Here is a 22,936-nt window from a genome sequence, read left to right as displayed (position 1 = left end):
TTGCTGCATGGCGGCAACGCTGGGGAGCATAGCGTGGGAAGTTGAGCCGGGTGGACTCAAAAAATTTGGGTTGAGTGGAATAGGCTCAACTTTATGTGCGTTATACCAAGTGAATCCTTAAAATGGACGAATAAATCTTAGAAGGAGAAACGTACACATGAGTTCTTTTAACCCCACCACTAAAACACAAGAGGCGCTGCAGGAAGCCCTGCAGACTGCGTCTGCGAATGGCAACCCGGATATCCGCCCGGCGCACCTGCTGGCGGCTATCCTTGGGCAGGAAGGCGGCATCGCCGCGCCGGTACTCAAGGCCACCGGCGTTGACCCGGATACCGTGCTGAAGGAAGCGCGCGAGCTGGTTAACTCTTATCCCAGCGCCGAGGGCTCCAATATGTCCAACCCGCAATTCAACCGGGATGGCTTAAACGTACTGACCAAGTCGCAGGAATTGGCGGGCGAGCTTGGCGATGAGTTCGTGTCCACCGAAGTCCTCCTCGCCGCTATCGCCGGTTCGAAGACCGACGCCGCCGAGTTGCTGACCGGCCGCGGCGCAACCTACGACGCCATCAAGGGCGCCTTCCCCTCCGTGCGCGGGGCCGCCAAGGTGACCTCGGAGAACCCGGAGGACCAATTCCAGGCCCTGGAAAAGTATGCCACCGACCTCACCGCGCGGGCGCGCGAGGGCAAGATCGACCCGGTCATCGGGCGCGATCAGGAAATCCGGCGCGTCGTCCAGGTGCTCTCGCGCCGGACGAAGAATAATCCGGTGTTGATTGGTGAACCGGGCGTCGGCAAGACTGCGATCGTCGAGGGCCTGGCCCGGCGCATCGTGGCTGGCGACGTCCCCGAGTCCCTGAAGGGCAAGACGCTCATCAGCCTGGACCTCGGCTCCATGGTCGCCGGCGCCAAGTTCCGCGGCGAGTTCGAAGAGCGCCTTAAGGCTGTGCTGGATGAAATCAAGCAATCTGAGGGCGAAATCATCACCTTCATCGATGAGTTGCACACCATCGTCGGCGCCGGCGCTACCGGCGAAGGCTCCATGGATGCTGGCAACATGATTAAGCCCATGCTGGCCCGCGGTGAGTTGCGCCTCGTCGGTGCAACCACGTTGGATGAGTACCGCAAGTACATCGAAAAGGACGCCGCCCTCGAGCGCCGTTTCCAGCAGGTCTACGCCGCAGAGCCGTCCGTGGAAGACACCATCGGTATCCTGCGCGGGCTCAAGGAGCGCTACGAGGTGCACCACGGCGTGCGCATCATGGACTCCGCCTTGGTGTCTGCAGCGGAGCTATCGAACCGCTACATCACCAACCGCTTCCTGCCGGACAAGGCCATCGACCTAGTCGATGAGGCTGGCTCCCGTCTGCGCATGGAAATCGACTCCTCGCCGCAGGAAATCGATGAGCTCGAGCGCATCGTTCGCCGCATGGAGATCGAGGAGCTCGCGCTGAAGAAGGAATCCGACGCCGCCTCCAAGGACCGCCTGGCCGCCCTGCAGGGCGAGCTCGCGGACCAGCGCGAAAAACTCGGCGAGCTCAAGGCGCGCTGGGCCAACGAGAAGAAGGCCATCGATGACGTGCAGGATATTAAGGAGGAGCTCGACGATCTTCGCCGCCAAGCAGAAATTGCCGAGCGCGACGGCGACCTCGCCCTAGCCTCCGAGATCAACTACGGCAAGATACCGCCGCTGGAAAAGGACCTGGCAGCAGCCGAGGAAAAGGCCGCTGCCCAGCGCAATACCATGCTGGATGAGGAGGTCAGCCCGGATACCATCGCGGAGGTCGTCTCCGCGTGGACCGGCATTCCCGCCGGCAAGATGCTGCAGGGCGAGACCGAGAAGCTGCTGAACATGGAATCGGTGTTGGGTGAGAGGGTCGTCGGCCAGCGCGAGGCCGTGACCGCTGTTTCCGATGCCGTGCGTCGCTCCCGCGCGGGCGTGGCTGACCCCAACCGCCCGACCGGCTCCTTCCTCTTCCTCGGCCCCACCGGCGTGGGTAAGACGGAGCTGGCGAAGGCGCTGGCGGACTTCCTCTTCGACGATGAATCCGCCATGGTGCGCATCGATATGTCTGAGTATGGCGAGAAGCACTCCGTCTCCCGGCTCGTTGGTGCCCCTCCGGGATACGTCGGCCACGAGGCCGGCGGCCAGCTCACCGAGGCCGTGCGGCGTCGGCCTTATACGCTCGTGCTTTTCGACGAAGTGGAAAAGGCCCACCCCGACGTCTTCGACGTCCTCCTCCAGGTCCTGGATGAGGGGCGGCTTACCGATGGCCAGGGGCGCACCGTCGACTTCCGCAATACCGTCATCATCCTGACGTCCAACCTGGGCGCCGGCGGTACGAAGGACGAGACCATGGAGGCCGTAAAGCGGGCCTTCAAGCCGGAGTTCATCAACCGCCTCGATGACGTGGTGATGTTCGAGCCGCTGTCGGAGGAACTGCTGCGCGGCATCGTGGACATCCAGCTGCGCGGTCTCACCGAGCGTTTGGAGGCCCGGCGCTTGACGCTGCAGGTATCCGATTCCGCCAAGTCCTGGTTGGCTGACCGCGGCTATGACCCCGCCTACGGCGCCCGCCCGCTGCGCCGGACCATCCAGCAGGCTATCGGTGACAAGCTAGCGAAGAAGCTTTTGGCCGGTGACATTGCCGATGGCGATACCGTCCACGTCGATGTCGCCGATGGCGGCGCGGAGCTGGATATCTCCGCTCGCTAAATTACCGGGCGAAAAATAATGCTCATGCCTTTAGACTGGAAGGCATGAGCATTTTAGTTTCCCCGCAGGAACTCAAAGAATCCATCTACCACGGCGATCGTTTCACCCTCCTCGGCACCCACTGGCAGCCCAAGACGGGCCAAAGCTTCATCGACTTTGCTTCCCAGCACATTCCCACCGCGCTGTTTGGCGATACCGGCGCGGCCTTCGTCGGCCTTCCCGGCTCGCGCAATGGCCGCAACCCGCTTCCCGATGAAGACAAGTTGCAGTCCTGGATCCGTTCTTGGGGCCTGCAGGAAGACCGCCCCGTGGTGGTCTATGACGAGGGCCGCGGGCTGTTCGCCGGCCGCGCGTGGTGGACGCTGCGCTGGGCAGGCCTGACGGATGTGCGCATCCTCGACGGCGGCTTGGAAAACTGGCTCGCGCACGGTTACCAGACTCTCACGGGCCCGGGCAATATTGCGGTCGGCTCCACGTTCGAGGTCACTCCTGGCCAGCTGCAGACCGCCTCGATCGATGACGTCCGCAAGCATGATGGCGTCCTCATCGATACGCGCTCCAGCAACCGCTTTGCCGGTCGCCGCGAAAACCTAGATTTGAAGGCAGGCCACATCCCCGGTGCGGTCAATATTCCCGAGCGCCTCTTCCACAACGATGGGGTGCGCACGTTGAAGTCTCCGGATGAAATCCGTGAGGTGCTGGCCGCGGCCGGATTGACCCAGGAAAACACCAAGGACGCAATCATCTATTCCGGCTCGGGCAACCACTCCGCGCTGGCCCTCGCGGCGATGGAAGACGCCGGATTCACCGGCCTGCGCCACTACATCGGCGGCTGGTCGCAGTGGTCTGCAGACCCGACCAACCCGGTGGAACGCGGGGATAGGACTTCGGTTAACGATTAATCCCAATTAATCGCTCCGACTCCGACTGGTACCGGCACCGTGGGGTGCCGGTACCTATTATTATCGGGAGATGATGGCTTCTTTACTCCTGATTTTCGCGCTCGTACTCGGCTTCGCCGGTGGCTTTTTGCTGTACTACGACCGCACGCAGCGCGCCACCGATGCCCAGCGAGACACCGCATCCCAGCAGGACACCGATTTCCACCACGACACGGATACCCAGCGGCAGGACACCGCTGCAGGCGATTCCGATAATTCGGCGGCGGAACAATCTCAAGGCGAGAAGCCCCAACACAACGGGAAAGACCAGGACGCCCAAGGAGACCAGGACACCTGGGTAGAATTGGGCACTCGGGAAGACCAGGGCGCGCCTTTTCGCGCAGCTACTCACACTGATCACACTGACGACACTGACCATGCTGACGGCAGTGACCAGGATGCCGAAGGCACCCCAGACACCGAAGGCACTGCGGACACCGAAGGCGCCCCAGACACCGATGCGGTCGCAGAACCTGAAGATGAAGCCGGTGCTGAATCCTCCTCCAGTTTCGCGGCAAAGTACTCGCCGTCCCCCGATATTGAATCCGATTCTTCCTCCGCTACCTCTTCAGGGCGTCACCATCGCACTGCAGACGATGCGCACCGCAGCGCCAGCGACACCCGCCGTGCCAGCGAGTCCGAAGCTCTTTCGGAAAATGATGTCGTAAAGGGCAACACAACCGACGCCACAACCGCAGGCCCTGCATCCGGCGCAGACGGTGCCGGCAGGGCCAGCAGCAACGGCAGTATCGACAGCAACGACAGCAACGACACTGACGGCACTAACGAGAGCGTCGACAGTGCTCACACCGCAGGCAACACTGAAAAGGCCGCGGAAACTGGCGCAGGCTCTGGCATTCACCCTGCTGCGGACTCAGCTGAAGATACGGAATCGGATGCGGATGCCTCCTCCGACGAGGCGGGCCAGAAGGGAACTGAAGAGCAACCGGAAGCTCACGCGAAGCCTAAACCTGTGGGAAGGCCGCGGCCGCTTATCCCTGGCACCATTCGCCGGGAGCGCAAGAACTGGGCGGAAACCCGGGGCTTTGAGTACATGAAGTCGGACCAGTACCTTGTCGATGAATGGACGAGGGGAGTCGCCTCCTCTGGCGCCGCGCCGAAAGACATCGTCGCCGGCAATGTGTACGGCCACGAAATGCTGCTGATGGATATCGACGGCGTCAATGTGATGGCGATGAGGACGGGGGCGGCATCGGATGTGGTCATTGATTTCCAGCGCTTCGACAGCCAAGAGCCCGAGATGTCGGAGGATCTGCTTTTGGCCATGAACATCGAGGGGTTTGAGGTATATTCCTCCGATCGCGGCGTGACGGAGCGGATGGTGGACGAGCGCGTGCGCATCGCGCTGCAGCGCATGCCGGAAGTGGTGTCGGCGCTGTGGCTGGAAACCGAGTGGGTTTTGGCGCAAACCACCAAGCATTCGCGCACCGCGGATTGGGAAGCAATGCTCCCGCCCTTGGCATTGCTTGCCGATGCCGCCCGCGTCCTCCCACCCCGCTCCTCCTCCGTGCACACCATTCACCTCGAGGACCTAGACCCAGCCAGGGAAATTCCCGCCGCGCCTGTGGTTGAAGCAGTGGGAGGCACAACGTCGGTGGGACAGCCGGAGTTTTCCCGGCCGGTCATCCAAAGGCCGGAGGAACCATTGGATATGCCGTCGCGCACGTACTCCGAGACCCGCGGCCCGGTTGAGCACACGGCGATTGGGGCGGACGAGGTCGATGCCATTGCCGATGGCAATGAGCGCCCCACCCCCGATTCAGGCGCCGCCCGCCTGCCGCGCCGGCAATTCGGGGAGGCTTCCATCTTCGGTGACACTTTTGGCAGCGCTTTTGGCGGCTCTTTCAGCGGCGGCCTCGGCGATGCCTCCCCAGGCCCGGGCAAAGACGCGGCCAAGAACGCGGCCAAAGATACGGCCGAAGGTGCGGCCAAAGACGCGGCCGAAGGTTCAGCCGAAGGCTCGTCCACGGGTCCATCCAGAGATTCTTCTCGAGGTCGTTCCAGAAACACCAGTGGCCCAGCCGCTGCACGCGATAAAGACTGCCAGGACGAGTCGGGGCCGCGGCAGGGGGAGTAGCCTAGAATGTTGCGTTGGCCCACATAGCCAGGACTTTCCTCATATGCCGAAGAAAACTCTAAAGAAGGAGCAATGCGATGACTGAAGTGCACCTGCAAGAAGACAAGAAGAAGCGTCTCGCGGAACTGGTCAAGGAGCTTGCCGTTGTGCACGGCAAGGTGACTTTGTCCTCGGGCAAAGAGGCCGATTACTACGTTGATTTGCGCCGCGCGACCTTGCACCACGAAGCCTCCCGCCTCATCGGTTCCTTGCTCCGCGAGCTCACCGCTGATTGGGATTTTGCGGCCGTGGGAGGGCTCACCCTCGGCGCGGATCCGGTTGCCACCTCCATCATGCATGCCGATGGCCGCGATATCGACGCCTTCGTCGTGCGCAAGGAAGCCAAAAAGCACGGCATGCAGCGCCGTATCGAGGGCGCGGATGTGGCTGGAAAGAAGGTGCTGGTCGTTGAGGACACCACCACGACCGGCAACTCGCCGCTCACGGCAGTCGCCGCATTGCGCGAGGCCGGGGCAGAAGTAGTAGGCGTGGCTACCGTCGTTGACCGCGCTACCGGCGCCGAGGATGTCATCTCGGCCGAGGGCCTTGAGTACCGTTCCCTGCTTGGCTTGGACGACCTTGGACTCGCGTAACGAGATGGAGCAGGACGCACAGACTGGGCACGACGCGCAGACTGGGCAGGGTGTGCGCGGCGAGAGTACTGCTCAACCAGAGCAGCAGGAGCAGCAGGAGCAGCGAGAACAGCGAGAGCAGCCCGAGGAGGCGAAGGGTCCGACCGAATGGAATGAGGGCCGGCACGGCGTGGGGCCCTGGGAAGGGCCCTGGCCGGAAGGGCCGGAGGCGGACAAATACGATCCGGAGCTGCTGCGTGAGGGCGACCGTCGCAATGTCGTCGACGCGTATCGGTATTGGCGGAGGGAGGCGATTAAGGGGGATATCGATAAGCGGCGGCACAGCCTGCATATAGCCATCGAGAACTTTGAAAATGACGCCAATATCGGCACCGTCGTGCGCACCGCCAACGCCTTTGCCGTCGATACCGTCCACATCGTGGGGCGGCGGCGGTGGAACCGCCGCGGCGCCATGGTGACAGATAGGTATCAGCATCTGCGGCACCATGAGAGCGTCGATAAGCTTATTGCCTGGGCGTCTGAGGAAGACCTGACGGTCGTGGCCATCGATAACACCCCCGGTTGCGTGCCCCTCGAAACCGCCGAACTACCTGAGCGCAGCCTGCTGCTATTCGGACAAGAAGGCCCCGGCGTCAGCGCCGCCGCGCAAGACGCCGCCCTGATGACCTGCTCCATCGCGCAATTTGGCTCCACGCGGTCCATCAACGCTGGCGTGGCCGCGGGCATCGCCATGCATGCCTGGATCCGGCAGCACGCCGATCTGAACAATTCCTGGTAAGAGATCGTTACACTAACTGTAATAAACCTTGCTACTGGAGTGATAAAGAAAACGTGGAAGAAAAGTGGGCCCACCGCGCCGAACTCGCGGAAACCGCCATCGATGAGCGCCATGCGCATTCCGTATGGGGCCTGCCGCGAACCAACCTCGCCATCGTCAGCTGGCCGCCCACCACGAAAGAAAAGCTCCTCGTGCACTGGCATTACTGGTGGCAAGCGCACTACCTCGACTGCCTCGTCGATGCCGCGGAGCGGAAGAACACCAAGGTCCTCCGCCAGCGCATCCTTGACACCACGCGCGGGATTCGCGTCCGGAACCTGACGCAGCTGACCAAGAATAAGTACTTTGATGACAAGGCCTGGCTCGCGCTTGCCTTCGGGCGTGTGGGCGAGGTGAAGAAGATGAAACCACCCAAGGCGTTGGCGTCTTTGCAGCGCAATATCGCCGAGGGCCTCGATGACTCGCTGGGGATATTGCCGTGGCGCGATGGCGAGAACTTCATGAATGTGCCGGCTAACGGGCCCGGAGCCATCATGCTCGCGCGGATGGGAGATATCACCGCGGCTCGCCGCATCGTTGACTGGGTCTACGACAATTTGGTCAATGAGGATGGCTTCATCATGGACGGCGTGCGCATGCGCATGGATGGCCCCGAGATCGTCAAACAAGTCCACCCCTATTGCCAAGGCGTGATGCTGGGGGCGTGCCTGGAGATTGTGTTGGCGATGCGGGAGGAATCGAGCATCGGCAAGCTGGAGCAGATCGACAACGTCTACGAGGCCGAGCTGGCCTCCGAGATGATGAGCTACATCATTAAAATCCGTGGCCTGGTGCAGGCTATTGCCTCCGGGATGGCGACTCCGTCTGGCGTTGTGGATTGGGAGACCGGTGACGGTGACGGTGGCCTGTTTAAGGGCATCCTGATGCGCTATCTTGCCGATGTCGCCGTGCGCCTGCCCGGGGATTCGCCCGCCAACCGGGCTACCAAGAAGCTAGCGACCCGGATGGTTATGGCATCTGCCGAATCCGTGTGGGAGCACCGGCTCGAGGTTGATGGCCTGCCAATTTTTGGCTCTGACTGGACTGCCGATGCCCGGCTCCCCCACAACTACGGCTTCGGGCACACGACCGTGAGTGAAAAGATGGGCATTATTCGCGTGGATGAGCGTGACCTATCCGTGCAGCTATCGGGCTGGATGCTTTTGGAGGCGTGCGCCCGGGTGACCCGTGACCTGCACGAAAAATCGGGCCGCGCTTAACCTCGCCGTTGATCATTTCGCTGCGGGGTTTGTTGTGCGGGGCGCGGCATTGTGAGAGTTAAACTGTAAACACAGGAAATGTCACAGAAATTTTACGGCGGGATTCCGGAAATGTGGGCATAATTGGCTGTTGGAACGTGTTTGACCGCAATCCCAGTTAAGGATGGAATTTCATGCCAATTGCAACCCCCGAGGCGTATAACCAGATGCTGGACACCGCGAAGCAGAACGGCTTCGCGTTCCCGGCCATCAACTGCACCTCATCTGAAACGATCAACGCAGCACTGAAGGGCTTTGCCGAGGCAGAGTCTGACGGCATCATCCAATTCTCCACCGGTGGCGCAGAGTTCGGCTCTGGCCTCGCGGTCAAGAACAAGGTTAACGGTGCTCTGGCGCTAGCCGCTTTCGCACACGAGGCTGCGAAGCACTACGGCGTTAATATCGCCTTGCACACCGACCACTGCCAGAAGGAAGTTCTGGACGATTACGTTCGTCCGCTGATGGCTATTTCTCAGGAGCGCGTTGACCGCGGTGAGAACCCGCTCTTCCAGTCCCACATGTGGGACGGCTCTGCTATTCCGATCGATGAAAACTTGGTCATCGCCCAGGAGCTTCTGGAAAAGGCGAAGAAGGCCCACATCATTCTCGAGGCAGAGATTGGTGTCGTTGGCGGCGAAGAAGACGGTGTCGAGGCTAAGGCCGGCGATAACCTGTACACGACTCCGGAAGACTTTGAAAAGACCATCGATGCCCTGGGCACCGGCGAGAAGGGCCGCTACTTGTTGGCCGCTACCTTCGGTAACGTGCACGGCGTCTACAAGCCGGGCAACGTGAAGCTGCGCCCCGAGGTCCTGCTGGAGGGCCAGAAGGTTGCGCAGAAGAAGCTCGGCCTGAGCGAGGGCGAGCACGCCTTTGACTTCGTCTTCCACGGCGGTTCCGGCTCCGAGAAGGAGAAGATCGAAGAGGCGCTGCGCTACGGCGTCATCAAGATGAACGTGGACACCGATACCCAGTACGCGTTTACCAACCCAGTGGCCCGCCACATGATGGAAAACTACGACGGCGTGTTCAAGATTGACGGCGAGGTGGGCAACAAGAAGGTCTACGACCCACGCTCTTACCTGAAGAAGGCAGAGCAGGGTATGTCCGAGCGCGTCATCGAGGCATGCCAGGACCTCCACTCCGTGGGCAAGACCACGGCTAAGTAGGATGAGCCTAAACTAGGCACGACGAAGTAGCCGCTTCCCCCTGTATGGGAGGCGGCTTTTCCCTATTTCTGGGCCTATCCCTGGACCTATCTCTTAGTCTGACTGTGGGGCGCGAGCATGTGGCGGGGCCTTTGCCGGAGATGAGCCAGTCAAGCTATGCCAGCCAGGGCAGTCAGGTAAGCCAGATCAGTCAGATAAGCCAGATTGGGAAGAGTAGGCAGAAAGGGAGGCTGGCCAGGCCACGTGGAGACGACGGACTCAGCGATCCCGGTGGACTAGGCGGACCAGCCGGACTGGGTGGGGTGAGGGCTAGGGGGAACTCCTTGTTGGGCGTGGTGAATGGGCGGGCGAGGGGATAAACCGCGGGTTACCGCTCCACGGCGGGATCCAGGCGATGCGGCCCTCGATGCGGACCATGCGCCCGCGGGCGGTGGGGCGGGAATCATCATCTTGATTCACCGCATTGTGATGGGCACAGAGCGTTACGAGGTTTTCTTGGTTCGTGGGACCGCCGGCGGCCCAGGCGGTGAGGTGGTGGACTTGGGCGTCATCGGCAGGCGTGGAGCAGCCGGGCCACGCGCAGATGGGATGCTCCGCGCGGGCTAGCATGCGTTGCTTCCAGCTGGCCATGCGCTCGGTGCGATACAGGTTTACCGCGCCGTGCTCGGGGTGGACCAAGCTGACGTAACCGCGCTGGGCGAGGGTGCGGGCCACGAGCTGGGCGCCGGACATGCGTGCGCCGTTGGAAAGCTGAAGCATGATGTCATCACCCTGGCTAGCAGTGATGCGATCTAGTTGGTCAAGGGTGATGATCACGTTGGTGTGCACCGCGGGGAGTGCGCCGGGATTGCCCTCGAGGATTACCTGCTTGGCTGCGGCGAGCGGGTTTTCCTTATCCACGGAGGCGAGAACGCCTTTGATATCTGCGATATCGGTGGGATCTGCGGTGATGGAGATGGTGTGGGGACCATCGGGGCGTCGGGTATAGCGCACGCCGTGGGAGGGACGCTTGGCGGGGTTGAGCTGTTTGAGGCGCTTCTTTGCGATCGCCGGAATCAGGTGGGCTTCTGCGCGGCAGAGCTCCAGGCGGAGGTCCCAACTGCGGTTGGTGTCTTTAACGCGGTGGGCGAAAGACTCGATGCTTTCAAGCACTGCGAGGTCGTGGCCGCGGGAACGGGCGGCCTCGCAGGCAAGGCGCTGCTTGCGGCTATTGGAAGTGCGGCCGAAATAGGTGTGTTGCAGGCGGGCGAGTTGCGCGGCGAGGAGCTGGCTGGCGCCGGCCTCGATGAGCTCTTGTTCGGAGCATCCCTGAAACTCGGCGACGAGGTCCACACCGCGACGGCAAAGTTGCAAAAATTCTGTGTTCACGACTCCTGACCGTAAAAGCGGCACGGGTGCGCGGCAATGGATGCGCAAGGCGAAACAGCAAATCTGTGGAATTCTCGCGCTGCGGGGGTCGCTGAGGCGCGCATATAGCGCGTTATCCACAACTTGGCGCGGGCCGGGATGCGGACGCACGGGGGCGGTGGTAGAGGGAGGTCTTCTATGCTGGAGGTCATGTCGGAAGCGAAACAAAGAGTCTCAACGAGGCAAATGCTGCGGGTGGTGGACCGCTCAGTAGTATCGCGCCTGCAACGCATCCGTTCGCGCTTCGTTTATATAATCCAGGCCACCGTGGGTGCCGCATTGGCGTATTGGGTGGCAAGCTCCGTCGTTGGGCATCCGCAGCCGTTCTTCGCGCCCATCTCGGCCGTCATCATCCTGGGGCTTTCGGGCGGGGACAGGATGAAAAGGGCGGTGGAGATGTCGCTGGGCGGCATTGTCGGCGTGGCCTTGGGTGATCTGCTCTTCCAAGTGGTGGGGCAGGGCCCGTTCCAGATCCTGTTCATCGTGGGAGCGGGCCTGGTGGTGGGGTCCTTTATTACGAAATCGCCGCTGGTATCCAACCAGATTGTCTTTGGATCCATCCTTATTGCCACGATTTTTCCGCCCACCGAGGGGCCGGGTGGCCTGCACCGGGCCATCGACGCGATGATTGGTTCCGGCATTGGGCTTATCACGATCGCGCTTATCCCTAATTCGCCGTTGAAGGAGGCTCGGCGCGAGGTGTCGAAGGTGCTGAGGATTGCCTCGAGCATTCTTAACGACGTCACGCATGGCATCCGCGATACCAATCCCGAGATCATTCGCGACGCCCGCGATGCGGTGCGCGGCACGCAAAATGACGTGAATACGCTGTTGAGCGCGGCGCAGTCGGGCAGGGAGGCATCGGAAGTATCGCCGCTTTTGTGGACCTCGCGCAGGAATATTCGCTCCCTGGAGCGTATCCTCTTGCCGGTAGATAACGCGGTGCGCGGGGTACGGGTGCTTTCGCGCCGCGCGCTAGTGCTTACCGAAGACGGCGATACCGTGTCCGATAAGCAGCTAGAGCTCCTAGAAGAACTATCAGAAATTATCCTCGCGGTGGGAGAACTCTACGGCCGCCAAAAGCGGGATCACGACGAGGCGATAGAGATACCCGAACTCGTACAGCGGCTGCGATACGTGGGCGGCCAAGCGGGCATGGATCTTATCGAAGAAGATGCGACGCTTTCCGCGTATACGATCCTCGCGCAGACGAGGTCCATCGTTGTGGACATGCTCATGGTGTGCGGGCTCTCGCGCGAGTCCGCCGTCGCGCACCTGGTTCCTACCTCTGCGCACCCGGCATACCCGCCGGAGGTGTGGGAGCGCGACGATAAACCGAGCGATAAACAGAAGGGGCAGGATTAGCAGGACCCCGCCCCGCAAATCCGCCGAGCGGGGCGGTTACCGAGTTGCGCGAGCTGAGTCAACCGAGGGCCGAGTCAGCGGAGACGGGGTGAGCTGGCTGAACCGGCGTGAGCTGCGAAGGAGGCTAGGGGCGCACGACTTGGAGGTCGCGCAGGTGGCGGTAGAAGGTGACGCGGGTGAGGGGGCGTTTGTGGGGGATGGCATCGACAAGCACGCGCAGCTGGGGGCCGCCCGCCTGGACCGCGCGGCCGGTGCGGACGGAGTCCGGGTCGAGGCGGCCGGGCTTGCGCAGTAGGGAGCGCAGGCGACCTTCGGGCTCGACTGGCGATGTCGCGCGGGCCGCCAGGATGCCCGGGGCATCGGTCATGGGGACCAGCCGCGCGCCAAAAGTACCGCGGCCGGAGGCGGCGAGGGTAGCGTCATCGATGATGATTTCACCGGTAAGCGGGCCATTGGACCAATCTGAGATGGTTGCTGAGCCGGCGACGGCCTGGCCGGAATCGTTGCGGATGAGCGGCACCGGGCGAACCGGGGCGGTGCGGGCGAGCTCGAGGGCCTCTTGCGGCGCGCCGGGCAGGCCCCAATTGGCGGCGGCGGCCGACTCGCCCGTGGGGATGAACGCTACCTCGGCCCACAGGTTATCGGCGCGCATGAGCCGGGTGATGACGGCGTTGAGCGCCGAATCCGAGCCCGCGACGACGACGCGCAGGCGGTCCTCTAAGTAAGGCTCCTGCGGGGCGGCGGCAGGGGCGCCGAGGTGGCGGACATCGGGCTGCGCGGCGATATCGTCAAGCGAAGGCGTGGGGTCGTGGGGGAGGAGGTTGGTGGCGGCGGCATCGACAAGCGCGAGCTCCTTGCGGGAAGGAACGGCCGAAAGATCATAGGCCTCTGCGGGCAAATCAACGTCGGGGGCGCCGCAGCGGAGGAACAAAAAACGCATGCACAACATGCTACGTGGGCTATTGCGGCCAGAAAAGTGTAAGGTAAATGCGTATTTTGGCTTCAATAATGAGGAAGTGACTTAAAAGATGGCAGCGATCGTCATTGTCGGCGCCCAATGGGGCGACGAAGGCAAGGGCAAGGCTACCGATATCCTCGGCGGGAAAGTTGACTACGTAGTCAAGCCGAACGGCGGCAATAACGCCGGGCACACCGTCGTGGTCGGCGGTGAAAAATACGAGCTGAAGCTCCTGCCCGCTGGGATTCTTTCTGAAAATGCCATTCCCGTGCTGGGCAATGGTGTGGTGATTAACCTCGAGGCGCTCTTTGATGAGATTGATGGCCTGGAAGCGCGTGGGGCGAATGCCTCCCGCCTGAAGATTTCCGCGAACGCGCACCTCGTGGCTCCGTACCACCAGACCCTCGACCGCGTGCAGGAGCGTTTCCTGGGCAAGCGCGCCATCGGTACCACCGGCCGCGGCATCGGGCCGACCTATGCCGATAAGGTCGCGCGCATTGGCATCCGCGTGCAGGATGTTTTCGACGAGTCCATCCTGCGGCAGAAGGTGGAGTCCGCGCTGGAGATTAAGAACCAGATGCTGGTGAAGATGTACAACCGCAAGGCCATCGAGGCCGAGCAGATTGTGGAGTACTTCCTCAGCTACCGCGAGCGCCTGCGCCCCATGGTCATCGACGCCGAGCTCGAGCTGAACCAAGCGCTTGCCGATGGCCACAATGTACTCATGGAGGGCGGCCAGGCCACCATGTTGGACGTCGACCACGGTACCTATCCGTTTGTGACTTCCTCGAACCCGACTGCGGGTGGGGCATCGGTTGGCTCTGGCATTGGGCCGACGCGGATTAAGACCTCGTTGGGTATTATCAAGGCCTATACCACCCGCGTGGGTGCCGGCCCGTTCCCCACGGAGCTCTTTGATAAGTGGGGCGAGTATCTGCAGACCACCGGCGGCGAGGTCGGCGTGAACACCGGCCGCACGCGCCGCTGCGGTTGGTACGATTCCGTGATCGCTCGCTACGCCACGCGCGTCAATGGCTTTACGGATTACTTCCTGACCAAGCTCGATGTGCTCACCGGCATTGGGGAGATTCCTATCTGCGTGGCTTATGACGTCGACGGCAAGCGCTTCGACGAGATGCCGGTCACCCAGTCCGAGTTCCACCACGCCGAGCCGATTTATGAAACCATGCCCGCGTGGGAAGAAGACATTACGGGCTGCTCGACCTTTGAAGAGCTCCCGCAAAAGGCGCAAGACTACGTGCTGCGCCTTGAAGAGCTATCCGACTGTCGCATTTCCTATATCGGTGTTGGCCCCGGCCGCGACCAGACCATTGTGCGCCATGATGTGATGGAGGATCAGTAACCCCCAGTGTCGCTGCCGTGAGCGCGTGCCTGGCTAGGACCGCGCCGGGCCACGACAAAGTAAAGGGCGAAGTACCAGGTTGAGGTACTTCGCCCTTTTTTGATCCTCGGCAGGTGTCGAGCTTGCTCGTGGTTTTTAGTACGAGGCGGTCAGATTGTCGTAGCCGTTGATCTTGAGCGCGTTGAGCACGCGGTCTACGGCTGCCTGATCGGTATCCGGGTTATAGGTTTCCAGGAAAATTAGGTGCGCGGTGTGGTTGTCCTGGAAATTGATGTTCAGAAACTCGTGACCAAGCTCCTGCGTAGCAAGTGCGAGCTCGCGCTGCACAGCCAATTTGCCGCTCTGCAGATTCGGCGTGGATTGCTCCTCGTCGGCGCCGTTGATGATGTCTTCTTTGTCGCCGGTGATGCGGCCCTTATCGGCGTGGGCGCCCGGCTCGGGGGACTGGTCCGTGGTGGATTGTTCCGCTTCGGCCGTGTGGTGCACGTCCGGCTCAGCGAGCTGGTCCTGAGCATCGACTGGGCCGATGCTGCCTGCTAGGGGCAGCACTGCAGCCACGGCGCTTGCAATAAATGAAGGAATAGACATTTTCGGTCCTTTCTAAAAGGTAAATTTTATTGAACCGATGGAAATATTAGCACCGTGTAAGAAGGTTAACTACACGTAAAAATCGTTGTTGACATTTCCATTAAATAGATAATTAGCTGTTGCTAAATTGATTAAATGGCAGGAAGTTCCTATGGTTATCTGGCCTGCGTTGGTCTTAGCGAAAACGTGATTTCAGACATTTCCGGATTATTAAGTGAAATGTAATATATCTCGAGCATGGGTGTCGCCCAGGCCCTATTGGTGTGGAGAAAGTGAACATTCAGGGTTTTGTTCATAGAGCTGCCGAGTTTCCCGAAAGGGAATGGAGGGCGGAGTTTTTATCGCGCGCTAGAAAAGGACTAGAAAAGATGCACGACGCCTTCACAGGGTGCAAATTTAAGTGGTGTTGTCCACGTTTAACTGTGATCTGAAGAACTTTTTTGAACTTTTCTTAATTGAGTACAGTTTTCTTGACTGGACATTAGAAGAAAAACATATGCAACTGCGCGTTAGCCGGAGCTATAAGGACGCGAACATATGGTCGCACTTGAAGAACTGGCCAAACTTGAGTCTTGGGGCCGCTTTTAAGTGGCGGGTTTCACAAAATGGGGGGGCAATCGGGGATGTCCCCTGGTGTTTCGGGTCATTTTATTCCGGAGAGTGATGAACTGGCACCTAGGGTTAACGGTGTAAATGGGGTTTTTAAATGTTCTCCAAGCCTACATTTATCTATCAGATAATAATAATTAACCCGCCAACTTCATTTTCGAACAAAGGTCTATTTGGGCCGGGTTGTCTTTTTTGTTAAGCCTCTTATTGGAAGGCATCTATTGACCGCAAAGTTGTTGATTTGCCATGCTAATAAGACTTGTCTTATGCGCTATCGGTGCCCTTATTGGTACTCTGCCAAAGGAGCAATTAAAGGCTCCTCACTGATTTTATGAACCAGTGTTGCCTACTTTGGGTTCAAGATTTCATGAGTGATGTCTGTACAGCTGAAAGGCAAGCTGTCCAGATAAAAGTTGTAAGAATGCGTCCTTTTTAAGGGGAAAAGATGAGCGGAGTGTTAGGTCTATCTCGGAAGAGATGGTCCGTCTTAACCGCGGTGCTTGCTGCAATTGCGGTTATTGCGGCAATGGTCACCGTTCCGGGAGTGAAGGCGGAGGCTGCTGAGCCTACCGATTTTACGCCCAATAGTACATTGGGCAACGAACTTAAGAAGGAGGAAAAGGATCCACAGCATTTCGCCGCGGACTACTCCTGGGGTTTGCTTGTTTGGGCGGGAGAGCCAGCAGGGCCCGGCTTTAACAATGGTGGAAACAAAAATAATGATGTGGGCTGGGCGTGGTGTATTGAACCGCACGCTAAAACCCCTCTCAATACGTTCGAAGCGTATAAGAAGAAGAACGCTACGAAACTTGAGTTCGATGAGAGGTATCACGACGCCGTCATTAATCTCGGACGGAAGATGGAAGCTGCAGCTGTCCGAGGGGATAAAAAATCGGCTGCTAACTATTACGTCTACCTGTTGATGTTCCTCAATTCGCCTCAGAACCCAAAGTATCTACCTTTTAAAACGATTGTAGGGAATAGCAAAGACTATTTCCCAGGGTTTACTGGATCGCACGAAGATTTTACGGCGCTTACGGGTTATAAAATTGAGGGAACCGAAGCTATGCCGCAGCTTGTAAAAGACTCGACGGTGGAGATAGCAAAGCAGCCTGCAGATGCATTTATTACTGTTGTGCATCCGAACAACAAGCGCAATTCAAAGGCACAGTCTGTCATTCCGGTAGACCAGCCTGGTCTGCCTGATGAGCCTGACAATGGTGGTAACTCCGAAGAGCCCACGACCTCTTCTGAGGAGAATCCTTCGGACGAGACCACTCCGGAAAACCCTGGCGGGGAGACTTCTCCGAACGAAACGACTGAGAATCCTGAGCCGTCTGATTCTGAAGAGACCACTCCGAAGGACACCACCTCCGAGACGACTCCGGATAAGACGACTGATGTAGTACCTAATCCAGAACCGACTCCTACTACTAGCGAGCAGCAGAAGGATCTTGAGCCCAAGATTGAAACGGAAGCTTCCATCAAGGACGGCAACCGTGTGGAAAAGGGTGCCACGGTTATTGACACTGTGACGTATGAGGATCTTGTTCCGGGTAAGCACTACACCCTGAAGGCGAAACTGATCTCCAAGGCCGATGGCAAGACCGTACTGGGTGAAAGCTCTACGGAGCTTGTTCCGGATGAGTCTGCTGGCAAGAAGGACGTTGAGATTGTCGTTAACGACAAGGCAGATCCTGCTGTGGACTCAGCGGTTGCCTTCGAGAAGCTCGTATCTACCGAGGTAGATAAGGACGGTAAGGACACCTCTAACTCAACTGATGAGAACACGATCGCTACTCACGAAAATATCAACGATGAGAAGCAGACCGTCAACACTGAGTGGAAGCCGGAGATTCATACCAATGCTGACTTTGACAACGCTACTCAGGTAAAGGCTGGCGTTACTGTCAAGGACACCGTCGAGTACACCGACCTGGTGCCGGGTAAGGAATACACCCTGAAGGCAGAGCTGCGAAACAAGGCAGTGAATGACAAGGGTGAGCACGAGGTCGTCGGCAAGGGCGAAGCTACCTTCACCCCGGATAAGTCTGCTGGTGAGCAGGTAGTTGACATCAAGGTCAAGGACGATGTTGAGGGAGTCATTAAGGCTGCCGTCGCATTCGAGGATCTGTACTCCAAGCAGGTCGATGAGAACGGTAAGGAAACTCCGAGCTCTGATGAGGAGAAGATTGCCGAGCACCGCGACATCGAGGATGAAGCTCAGACCGTAACCTCTAAAATGAAGCCATCCATCGGCACCAAGGCTGAGAAGGCTGAGGGCGATGAGATTAAGTCTGGCACTGTCATCACCGATAAGGTCGAGTACCAGGACCTGGTCCCTGGCAAGGAATACACTCTGAATGCTGAGCTGCGTTCCAAGGTGAAGGATGAGAACGGCGACTACGCGGTAATTGGCCACGGTGAGAAGACTTTCGTACCTTCCGCTTCCAAGGGCAGCGAGGAAGTCGAGATCACTGTTGATGAAGGTGTTATCGAGACTGTTGATGAGGCAGTTGCTTTTGAGTACCTGACCTCTACCGCAGTGAACAAGGACGGCGAGGATTCCAACACTGGTAAGAAGAATGACATCGCCGACCACACCGACATCAACGATAAGGATCAGACTGTAAAGTCTGAGAAGCCTTCTGAGACTACTACCCCGCAGACCACCACTACTACCGAGGAGATTCCGGGTAAGCCTGGTGATGGTGGCGAGGGTGAGACCTCTGCGCCTTCTTCTGAGGATTCTTCTACCCCGAAGACCAGTGAGACCTGTGAGTCTGAGGAGCCGGGCGACTCGGAGAGCGAGAAGCCTTCCGAGTCTGAGGAACCGTCTTCGTCTGAGTCCAGCGAGCCTTCTGAGTCCGAGTCTGTAGAGACCACGTCCTCTGAAGCTTCCGAGACCTCTGAGTCTGATAAGCCTTCGGATTGCGAGTCGACGACTCCGAGCAAGCCGGATGAGCCAGGCGAGCCTACTGATGGCAACGACGAGAAGACCCCGAAGGTTTCCACTAATGCTGACTTCGAGGGCGACCTGCGCGAGGTTGTTGCTGGTGCCAAGGTTGTCGACCAGGTTTCCTACGAGGGTCTGGTTCCGAACAAGGAATACGCTTTGGATGCCCAGCTGATTTCCAAGGAAGACCGTAAGACCGTTCTGGGCGAGACCAAGGGCCACAAGTTCACTCCGAAGAGCGCTAATGGCACTGAGGCTGTCACTATCGTTGTCAATGAGGATGTAACTGAGCCGGTTGAGGCTGCGGTTGCTTTCGAGACGTTGACTTCCACCGAGGTGGATAAGCACGGTGAGAATAAGCCGACCGATGAGGACAACCCGAACCACGTTGGTGAGCACAAGGACATCAATGATGATGACCAGACTGTGACCTCCGAGGGCTCTGAGAAGACTCCGAAGATCACCACTAACGCTGACTTCGAAGAGGGCTCCCACGCTGTTATTGCTGGTGCCAAGATTGTCGATGAGATTACCTATGAGGGTTTGGTTCCGGGTAAGGAATACACCTTGAACGCTGAGCTGATTAACAAGCAGGACGGTATGACTGTTCTGGGCGCTGGTGACAAGACCTTTGTTCCGGAAAAGTCTGCGGGCAGCGTTGAGGTGGAGATCACTGTTGATGACGATGTGACGGAGCCGGTTGAGGCTGCGGTTGCGTTTGAGGAGTTGACCTCCATCCAGGTTGATAAGAACGGTGAGGAGACTCCGGATGTTGAGCAGCCGAATGAGATTGCTGAGCATAAGGACATCGACGATGCAGACCAGACTGTGATTTCCCACGGGGACGAGGACACGACTTCGTCTGAGGATGAGCCGTGGATTTCTACCAACGCTGATTTTGCTCACGGTTCGCATGAGGTTGTTGCCGGTGCTGAGGTTGTTGATGAGGTCAGCTATGAGGGTTTGGTTCCGGGTAAGGAATACACCTTGAACGCTGAGCTGATTAACAAGCAGGACGGTATGACTGTTCTGGGAACCGGGCACAAGACCTTTGTTCCAGAGAAATCTACAGGCAGCGTTGAGGTGGAGATCACCGTTAACGATGATGTGACGGAGCCGGTTGAGGCTGCGGTTGCGTTTGAGGAGTTGACCTCCACCCAGGTTGATAAGAACGGTGAGGAGACTCCGGATGCTGAGCAGTCGAATGAGATTGCTGAGCACAAGGACATCACTGACGAAGATCAGACGGTCGCGTCCAAGGATTCTGAGACCCCGGGCAAGCCGTCTAAGGGCAAGATTCCATGGTGGGCAATCCTGATTCCGGGCATCGGCTTGGGCAAGATCATCCATGACCGTCACCACAGCCATGACCATTCCACGGAGCAACCAAAGGAGCAGCCGAAGGATCAGTCGGAAGAGCACTCCAAGAAGCAGGACTCCGAGGGCCAGGGGGACCACAATGCTCCGGAAAGCAATGGTGAGGATAAGCCCGGCGATGCTGGTCAGCACGCTGGTAAAGAGCACCACGGCTCCGAAGCTAACGGCCACGTGCCAGGCCAGACTGGTAACCCGCTGCCATCCGATGCCGGACGTGCAGAAATTAAGTCCGTGCCATCTGGTGCTACCCAGCTCGAGTCGGGCATGCAGAGCTACATTCAGTAGCCTGCCCACGCTGGACAGCTAATAGGCAATAGCGCCTAGATGTAACACGATAAGTCCCCTTCAGGGTGTAACCGAACACGCTGGAGGGGACTTTCCATTTGAACTCAAGCGACAATTAAAAGGAGTCGGGGCAATGTCTGAGGAGACCGGCCGCAAAGACCCCATGAGCCGGGGCAAGATCATCGGATTTATCGTCTTGGTAGTAGCCGTAATTCTGGTGCTGATCCAGTTAGCGCTGTATTTAAGCAGCGATAAGGAGGGGGATGAGGGTGATGCGGGGGCATCGGCAAGCGCATCGGCAGATAAAGATGCAGGCGTTGCGGACAAGCCCGATGCTTTTGTTGATGATTCGGGCGCGCAGGAGCACGAATTCGAGCCGGCTCCGGGCGAATTCCACGGCTTCGAAGGCATGTCCGTGGGCATCGACGGAGACTACGCGGCCGTAGATCCGGTCCAGGTCACGGACCAAGGCGTGCTGCTGCCGCCACACGATGTCTCCCGCCTAGGCTGGTACTCCGCCTCGGCCGTGCCGGGTGATCCGGGCAATGTCGGTTCCAGCGTGATCACCGGCCACGTGAACTACCAAGGCCAAGGCACCGGCTTCGCGGAGAAATTCACTCGGTTGCAGGAAAACCAGGAATTCACCGTGGTCATCGATGGTGAGGAGCGCACCTTTCGCGTGACGGAAAAGCCGTACCGCCTGGCCAAGGGCGCGGATATGCCCGAGGTGGTTAACGATAGGGATGGTGTCAACCGCTTGGTCCTTATCACCTGCGGCGGCCAGTTCGTCGGTGGTGCGTTGGGCTATGAGGACAACATCATTACCGTGGCAGAGCCAGTCGATGCCCCGGTCCCACCGGAACAACCGCAGGCATAGCTTGTAGCCCTGTGGCTTAGAAGCGCCCGGCTCGAGGAAGATTTTCCCGGGCCGGGCGCTTGCGTTTGTGCACTTCACGCATGTGCGTCCAGGCTGCGGCGGGCATCTATGAAATAATTTGGGGAAGTATCTGCTGCTCGGAGCGGAATTAAAGGAGCAAAGTCATGGATATTCCAGGCAAAATCGCCGGTCATATCGGCACGCCGCTGACGGGCAATGCCACGAAGGTATTGCTGCTCGGCGCGGGCGAGTTGGGAAAGCAGCTGGCTATTTCCTTCCAGTCCCTGGGCCTTGAGGTGCACGCGGTGGATAAGTACCAGGGGGCGCCGGCGCACCAGGTTGCGCACTATAGCTATGTCGCGGATATTACTGACGCCGCGCAGGTATCGGAATTGGTGCAGCAGATTCAGCCGCACTACGTGGTGCCGGAGGTGGAAATCGTCGCGGTGGAGGCCCTGGAGCAGGTCGAGCAGTCTAGCGACGCCGTCGTCGTGCCCACGGCGCGCGCCTGCGCCCTTACCCAGGACCGCGAGCGGGTGCGCGCGGTGGCAGAAGATATTGGCCTGCCGACCTCGGCCTACCGCTTTGCCACCTCGGTAGAGGAGCTTGAAGAGGCGGCGACGGAGCTGGGGTTTCCGTGCATCGTGAAGCCGGACGTATCTACCTCGGGCAAGGGCCACATGCTGGCGCGGGATGTGGAGGACGTGCGCGAGGCGTGGGAGACGGTGCGCCGCGTGTCTTCGGATTCGCAGCGCGTGGTGGCGGAGCGCTTCGTGGATTTCGACCTGGAGGTTACGCTCTTGGCCATCCGGTCCATCGATCCGGCCACGGGCAAGTTGGCCACGTGGTTTAGCGAGCCCATTGGCCACCGCCACGAGAAGGGCGATTTGATTGAGGAGTGGCAGCCCACCGGCATGAGCGAGATTGCGCTGGAGAACGCGCGCTCGGTTGCGGCGCGCATTTCCAATGAGCTGGGCGGGCGCGGCGTGTACGGCGTGGAGCTTTTCGTCGCCGGCGATGATGTTTACTTTTCTTCGGTCTCCCCGCGGCCTTCGGATACGGCGATGCTCACTGCCTATACGCAGCGCTTTTCCCAGTTTGACCTGCACGCCCGCGCCATTTTGGGCTATCCCATCGACGCCACGTTGATAACCCCGGGCGCCAGCATGTTTTTGCACGCGCAGGAGCCGCTTGCCGATGTCGCCTTTACCGGCATCGCCTCCGCCCTCCACTATGCCGAGACGGACGTGAAGCTCTTTGGCAAGCCCGATGCCTATAAGGGCCGGCGCATGGGGCTTGTGACCACGACGGCGGAAACGGTGGAAGAGGCCCGCGACCGCGCCGCGCTGGCGGCGCACAAGGTGAGCGTGACCTCCACGCCTGGCCTGCTCGCGCAGGGCGGTGCGCGCGGCATCGACCCGCAGGCGGAAAACGTGCCCGATATCGAGGTCGTTGAATACGAGGGCGGGGTCGAGCTCGACCCCAAGCTGACCTCAGGCGTAGACGATACCGACTAGCGCGG

The 22,936-nt window shown here is 59.5% G+C and carries 15 protein-coding genes; 12 read left to right on the top strand and 3 right to left on the bottom strand.

Annotation, left to right across the window (positions count from 1 at the left end; translation table 11 throughout):
• Positions 1-157: 157 nt before the first annotated feature.
• The 7 genes from clpB (at position 158) to fbaA (ending at position 9,629) form a co-directional block, all read left to right on the top strand.
• Positions 158-2,713 (top strand): ATP-dependent chaperone ClpB, encoded by a 2,556-nt coding sequence (gene clpB / locus CACC_RS10405; protein ID WP_005279407.1) that lies wholly within the window; start codon positions 158-160, stop codon positions 2,711-2,713.
• Between the two features lie 44 nt (positions 2,714-2,757).
• Positions 2,758-3,615 carry a sulfurtransferase gene (locus tag CACC_RS10400; protein WP_005279409.1) on the top strand — a complete coding sequence of 286 codons (858 nt, stop codon included), beginning with the start codon at positions 2,758-2,760 and terminating at the stop codon, positions 3,613-3,615.
• A gap of 70 nt (positions 3,616-3,685) precedes the next feature.
• Positions 3,686-5,752 carry a hypothetical protein gene (locus tag CACC_RS10395; RefSeq protein ID WP_005279410.1) on the top strand — a complete coding sequence of 689 codons (2,067 nt, stop codon included), beginning with the start codon at positions 3,686-3,688 and terminating at the stop codon, positions 5,750-5,752.
• Between the two features lie 77 nt (positions 5,753-5,829).
• Complete coding sequence (gene pyrE / locus CACC_RS10390) at positions 5,830-6,384, top strand: orotate phosphoribosyltransferase (RefSeq protein WP_005279411.1); 555 nt, start codon at positions 5,830-5,832, stop codon at positions 6,382-6,384.
• Between the two features lie 4 nt (positions 6,385-6,388).
• Entirely contained in the window at positions 6,389-7,162 is a 774-nt protein-coding gene (locus tag CACC_RS10385; protein ID WP_005279412.1) for a TrmH family RNA methyltransferase, read from the top strand.
• Positions 7,163-7,215: 53 nt separating this feature from the next.
• A complete protein-coding gene (locus tag CACC_RS10380) occupies positions 7,216-8,421 on the top strand; it encodes a glycoside hydrolase family 76 protein (protein ID WP_005279413.1) in 1,206 nt (401 codons plus the stop codon).
• A gap of 173 nt (positions 8,422-8,594) precedes the next feature.
• Positions 8,595-9,629, top strand: coding sequence for a class II fructose-bisphosphate aldolase (fbaA, locus tag CACC_RS10375; protein ID WP_005279414.1), 1,035 nt, complete (start codon positions 8,595-8,597; stop codon positions 9,627-9,629).
• 309 nt (positions 9,630-9,938) lie between these two features.
• On the opposite strand, the gene CACC_RS10370 is transcribed toward fbaA, so the two are convergent.
• Entirely contained in the window at positions 9,939-10,997 is a 1,059-nt protein-coding gene (locus tag CACC_RS10370; protein WP_244262158.1) for an HNH endonuclease signature motif containing protein, read from the bottom strand.
• 177 nt (positions 10,998-11,174) lie between these two features.
• Here CACC_RS10370 and CACC_RS10365 point away from each other — a divergent pair, with 177 nt between their 5' ends.
• Positions 11,175-12,401 (top strand): FUSC family protein, encoded by a 1,227-nt coding sequence (locus CACC_RS10365; protein WP_005279417.1) that lies wholly within the window; start codon positions 11,175-11,177, stop codon positions 12,399-12,401.
• A gap of 124 nt (positions 12,402-12,525) precedes the next feature.
• Here the strand turns inward: CACC_RS10365 and CACC_RS10360 are convergent, their stop codons facing one another.
• Positions 12,526-13,341, bottom strand: a complete 816-nt coding sequence (locus tag CACC_RS10360) for a diacylglycerol kinase family protein (protein WP_035108555.1) — start codon at positions 13,339-13,341, stop codon at positions 12,526-12,528.
• A gap of 88 nt (positions 13,342-13,429) precedes the next feature.
• Between CACC_RS10360 and CACC_RS10355 the strand changes: the two genes are divergently transcribed.
• Complete coding sequence (locus tag CACC_RS10355) at positions 13,430-14,722, top strand: adenylosuccinate synthase (RefSeq protein WP_005279420.1); 1,293 nt, start codon at positions 13,430-13,432, stop codon at positions 14,720-14,722.
• A gap of 135 nt (positions 14,723-14,857) precedes the next feature.
• On the opposite strand, the gene CACC_RS10350 is transcribed toward CACC_RS10355, so the two are convergent.
• Positions 14,858-15,310, bottom strand: a complete 453-nt coding sequence (locus tag CACC_RS10350; protein ID WP_005279422.1) for a hypothetical protein — start codon at positions 15,308-15,310, stop codon at positions 14,858-14,860.
• A 1,675-nt stretch (positions 15,311-16,985) separates the two neighbouring features.
• Between CACC_RS10350 and CACC_RS10345 the strand changes: the two genes are divergently transcribed.
• The 3 genes from CACC_RS10345 to purT all read left to right on the top strand — a co-directional run bounded on the left by CACC_RS10345 (position 16,986) and on the right by purT (position 22,931).
• Positions 16,986-20,537, top strand: a complete 3,552-nt coding sequence (locus tag CACC_RS10345) for a VaFE repeat-containing surface-anchored protein (protein WP_244262159.1) — start codon at positions 16,986-16,988, stop codon at positions 20,535-20,537.
• A gap of 133 nt (positions 20,538-20,670) precedes the next feature.
• On the top strand, positions 20,671-21,414 hold the full coding sequence (locus CACC_RS10340; RefSeq protein ID WP_005279426.1) for a class F sortase: 744 nt from the start codon (positions 20,671-20,673) through the stop codon (positions 21,412-21,414).
• Positions 21,415-21,578: 164 nt separating this feature from the next.
• Complete coding sequence (purT, locus tag CACC_RS10335) at positions 21,579-22,931, top strand: formate-dependent phosphoribosylglycinamide formyltransferase (protein ID WP_005279429.1); 1,353 nt, start codon at positions 21,579-21,581, stop codon at positions 22,929-22,931.
• Positions 22,932-22,936: the final 5 nt, after the last annotated feature.

Origin of the sequence: Corynebacterium accolens, assembly GCF_023520795.1 — a bacterium.
Classification (GTDB): Bacteria; Actinomycetota; Actinomycetes; order Mycobacteriales; family Mycobacteriaceae; genus Corynebacterium; species Corynebacterium accolens.
This window is presented reverse-complemented; position numbering and strand designations above follow the sequence as displayed.

What these genes read in the sequence shown, in the direction of transcription:
- clpB (WP_005279407.1), top strand. Translation starts at nt 158, where the DNA reads ATGAGTTCTTTTAACCCCACCACTAAAACACAAGAGGCGCTGCAGGAA.
- CACC_RS10400 (WP_005279409.1), top strand. Translation starts at nt 2,758, where the DNA reads ATGAGCATTTTAGTTTCCCCGCAGGAACTCAAAGAATCCATCTACCAC.
- CACC_RS10395 (WP_005279410.1), top strand. Translation starts at nt 3,686, where the DNA reads ATGATGGCTTCTTTACTCCTGATTTTCGCGCTCGTACTCGGCTTCGCC.
- pyrE (WP_005279411.1), top strand. Translation starts at nt 5,830, where the DNA reads ATGACTGAAGTGCACCTGCAAGAAGACAAGAAGAAGCGTCTCGCGGAA.
- CACC_RS10385 (WP_005279412.1), top strand. Translation starts at nt 6,389, where the DNA reads ATGGAGCAGGACGCACAGACTGGGCACGACGCGCAGACTGGGCAGGGT.
- fbaA (WP_005279414.1), top strand. Translation starts at nt 8,595, where the DNA reads ATGCCAATTGCAACCCCCGAGGCGTATAACCAGATGCTGGACACCGCG.
- CACC_RS10365 (WP_005279417.1), top strand. Translation starts at nt 11,175, where the DNA reads ATGCTGGAGGTCATGTCGGAAGCGAAACAAAGAGTCTCAACGAGGCAA.
- CACC_RS10360 (WP_035108555.1), bottom strand. Translation starts at nt 13,341, where the DNA reads ATGCGTTTTTTGTTCCTCCGCTGCGGCGCCCCCGACGTTGATTTGCCC.
- CACC_RS10355 (WP_005279420.1), top strand. Translation starts at nt 13,430, where the DNA reads ATGGCAGCGATCGTCATTGTCGGCGCCCAATGGGGCGACGAAGGCAAG.
- CACC_RS10350 (WP_005279422.1), bottom strand. Translation starts at nt 15,310, where the DNA reads ATGTCTATTCCTTCATTTATTGCAAGCGCCGTGGCTGCAGTGCTGCCC.
- CACC_RS10345 (WP_244262159.1), top strand. Translation starts at nt 16,986, where the DNA reads ATGCCGCAGCTTGTAAAAGACTCGACGGTGGAGATAGCAAAGCAGCCT.
- CACC_RS10340 (WP_005279426.1), top strand. Translation starts at nt 20,671, where the DNA reads ATGTCTGAGGAGACCGGCCGCAAAGACCCCATGAGCCGGGGCAAGATC.
- purT (WP_005279429.1), top strand. Translation starts at nt 21,579, where the DNA reads ATGGATATTCCAGGCAAAATCGCCGGTCATATCGGCACGCCGCTGACG.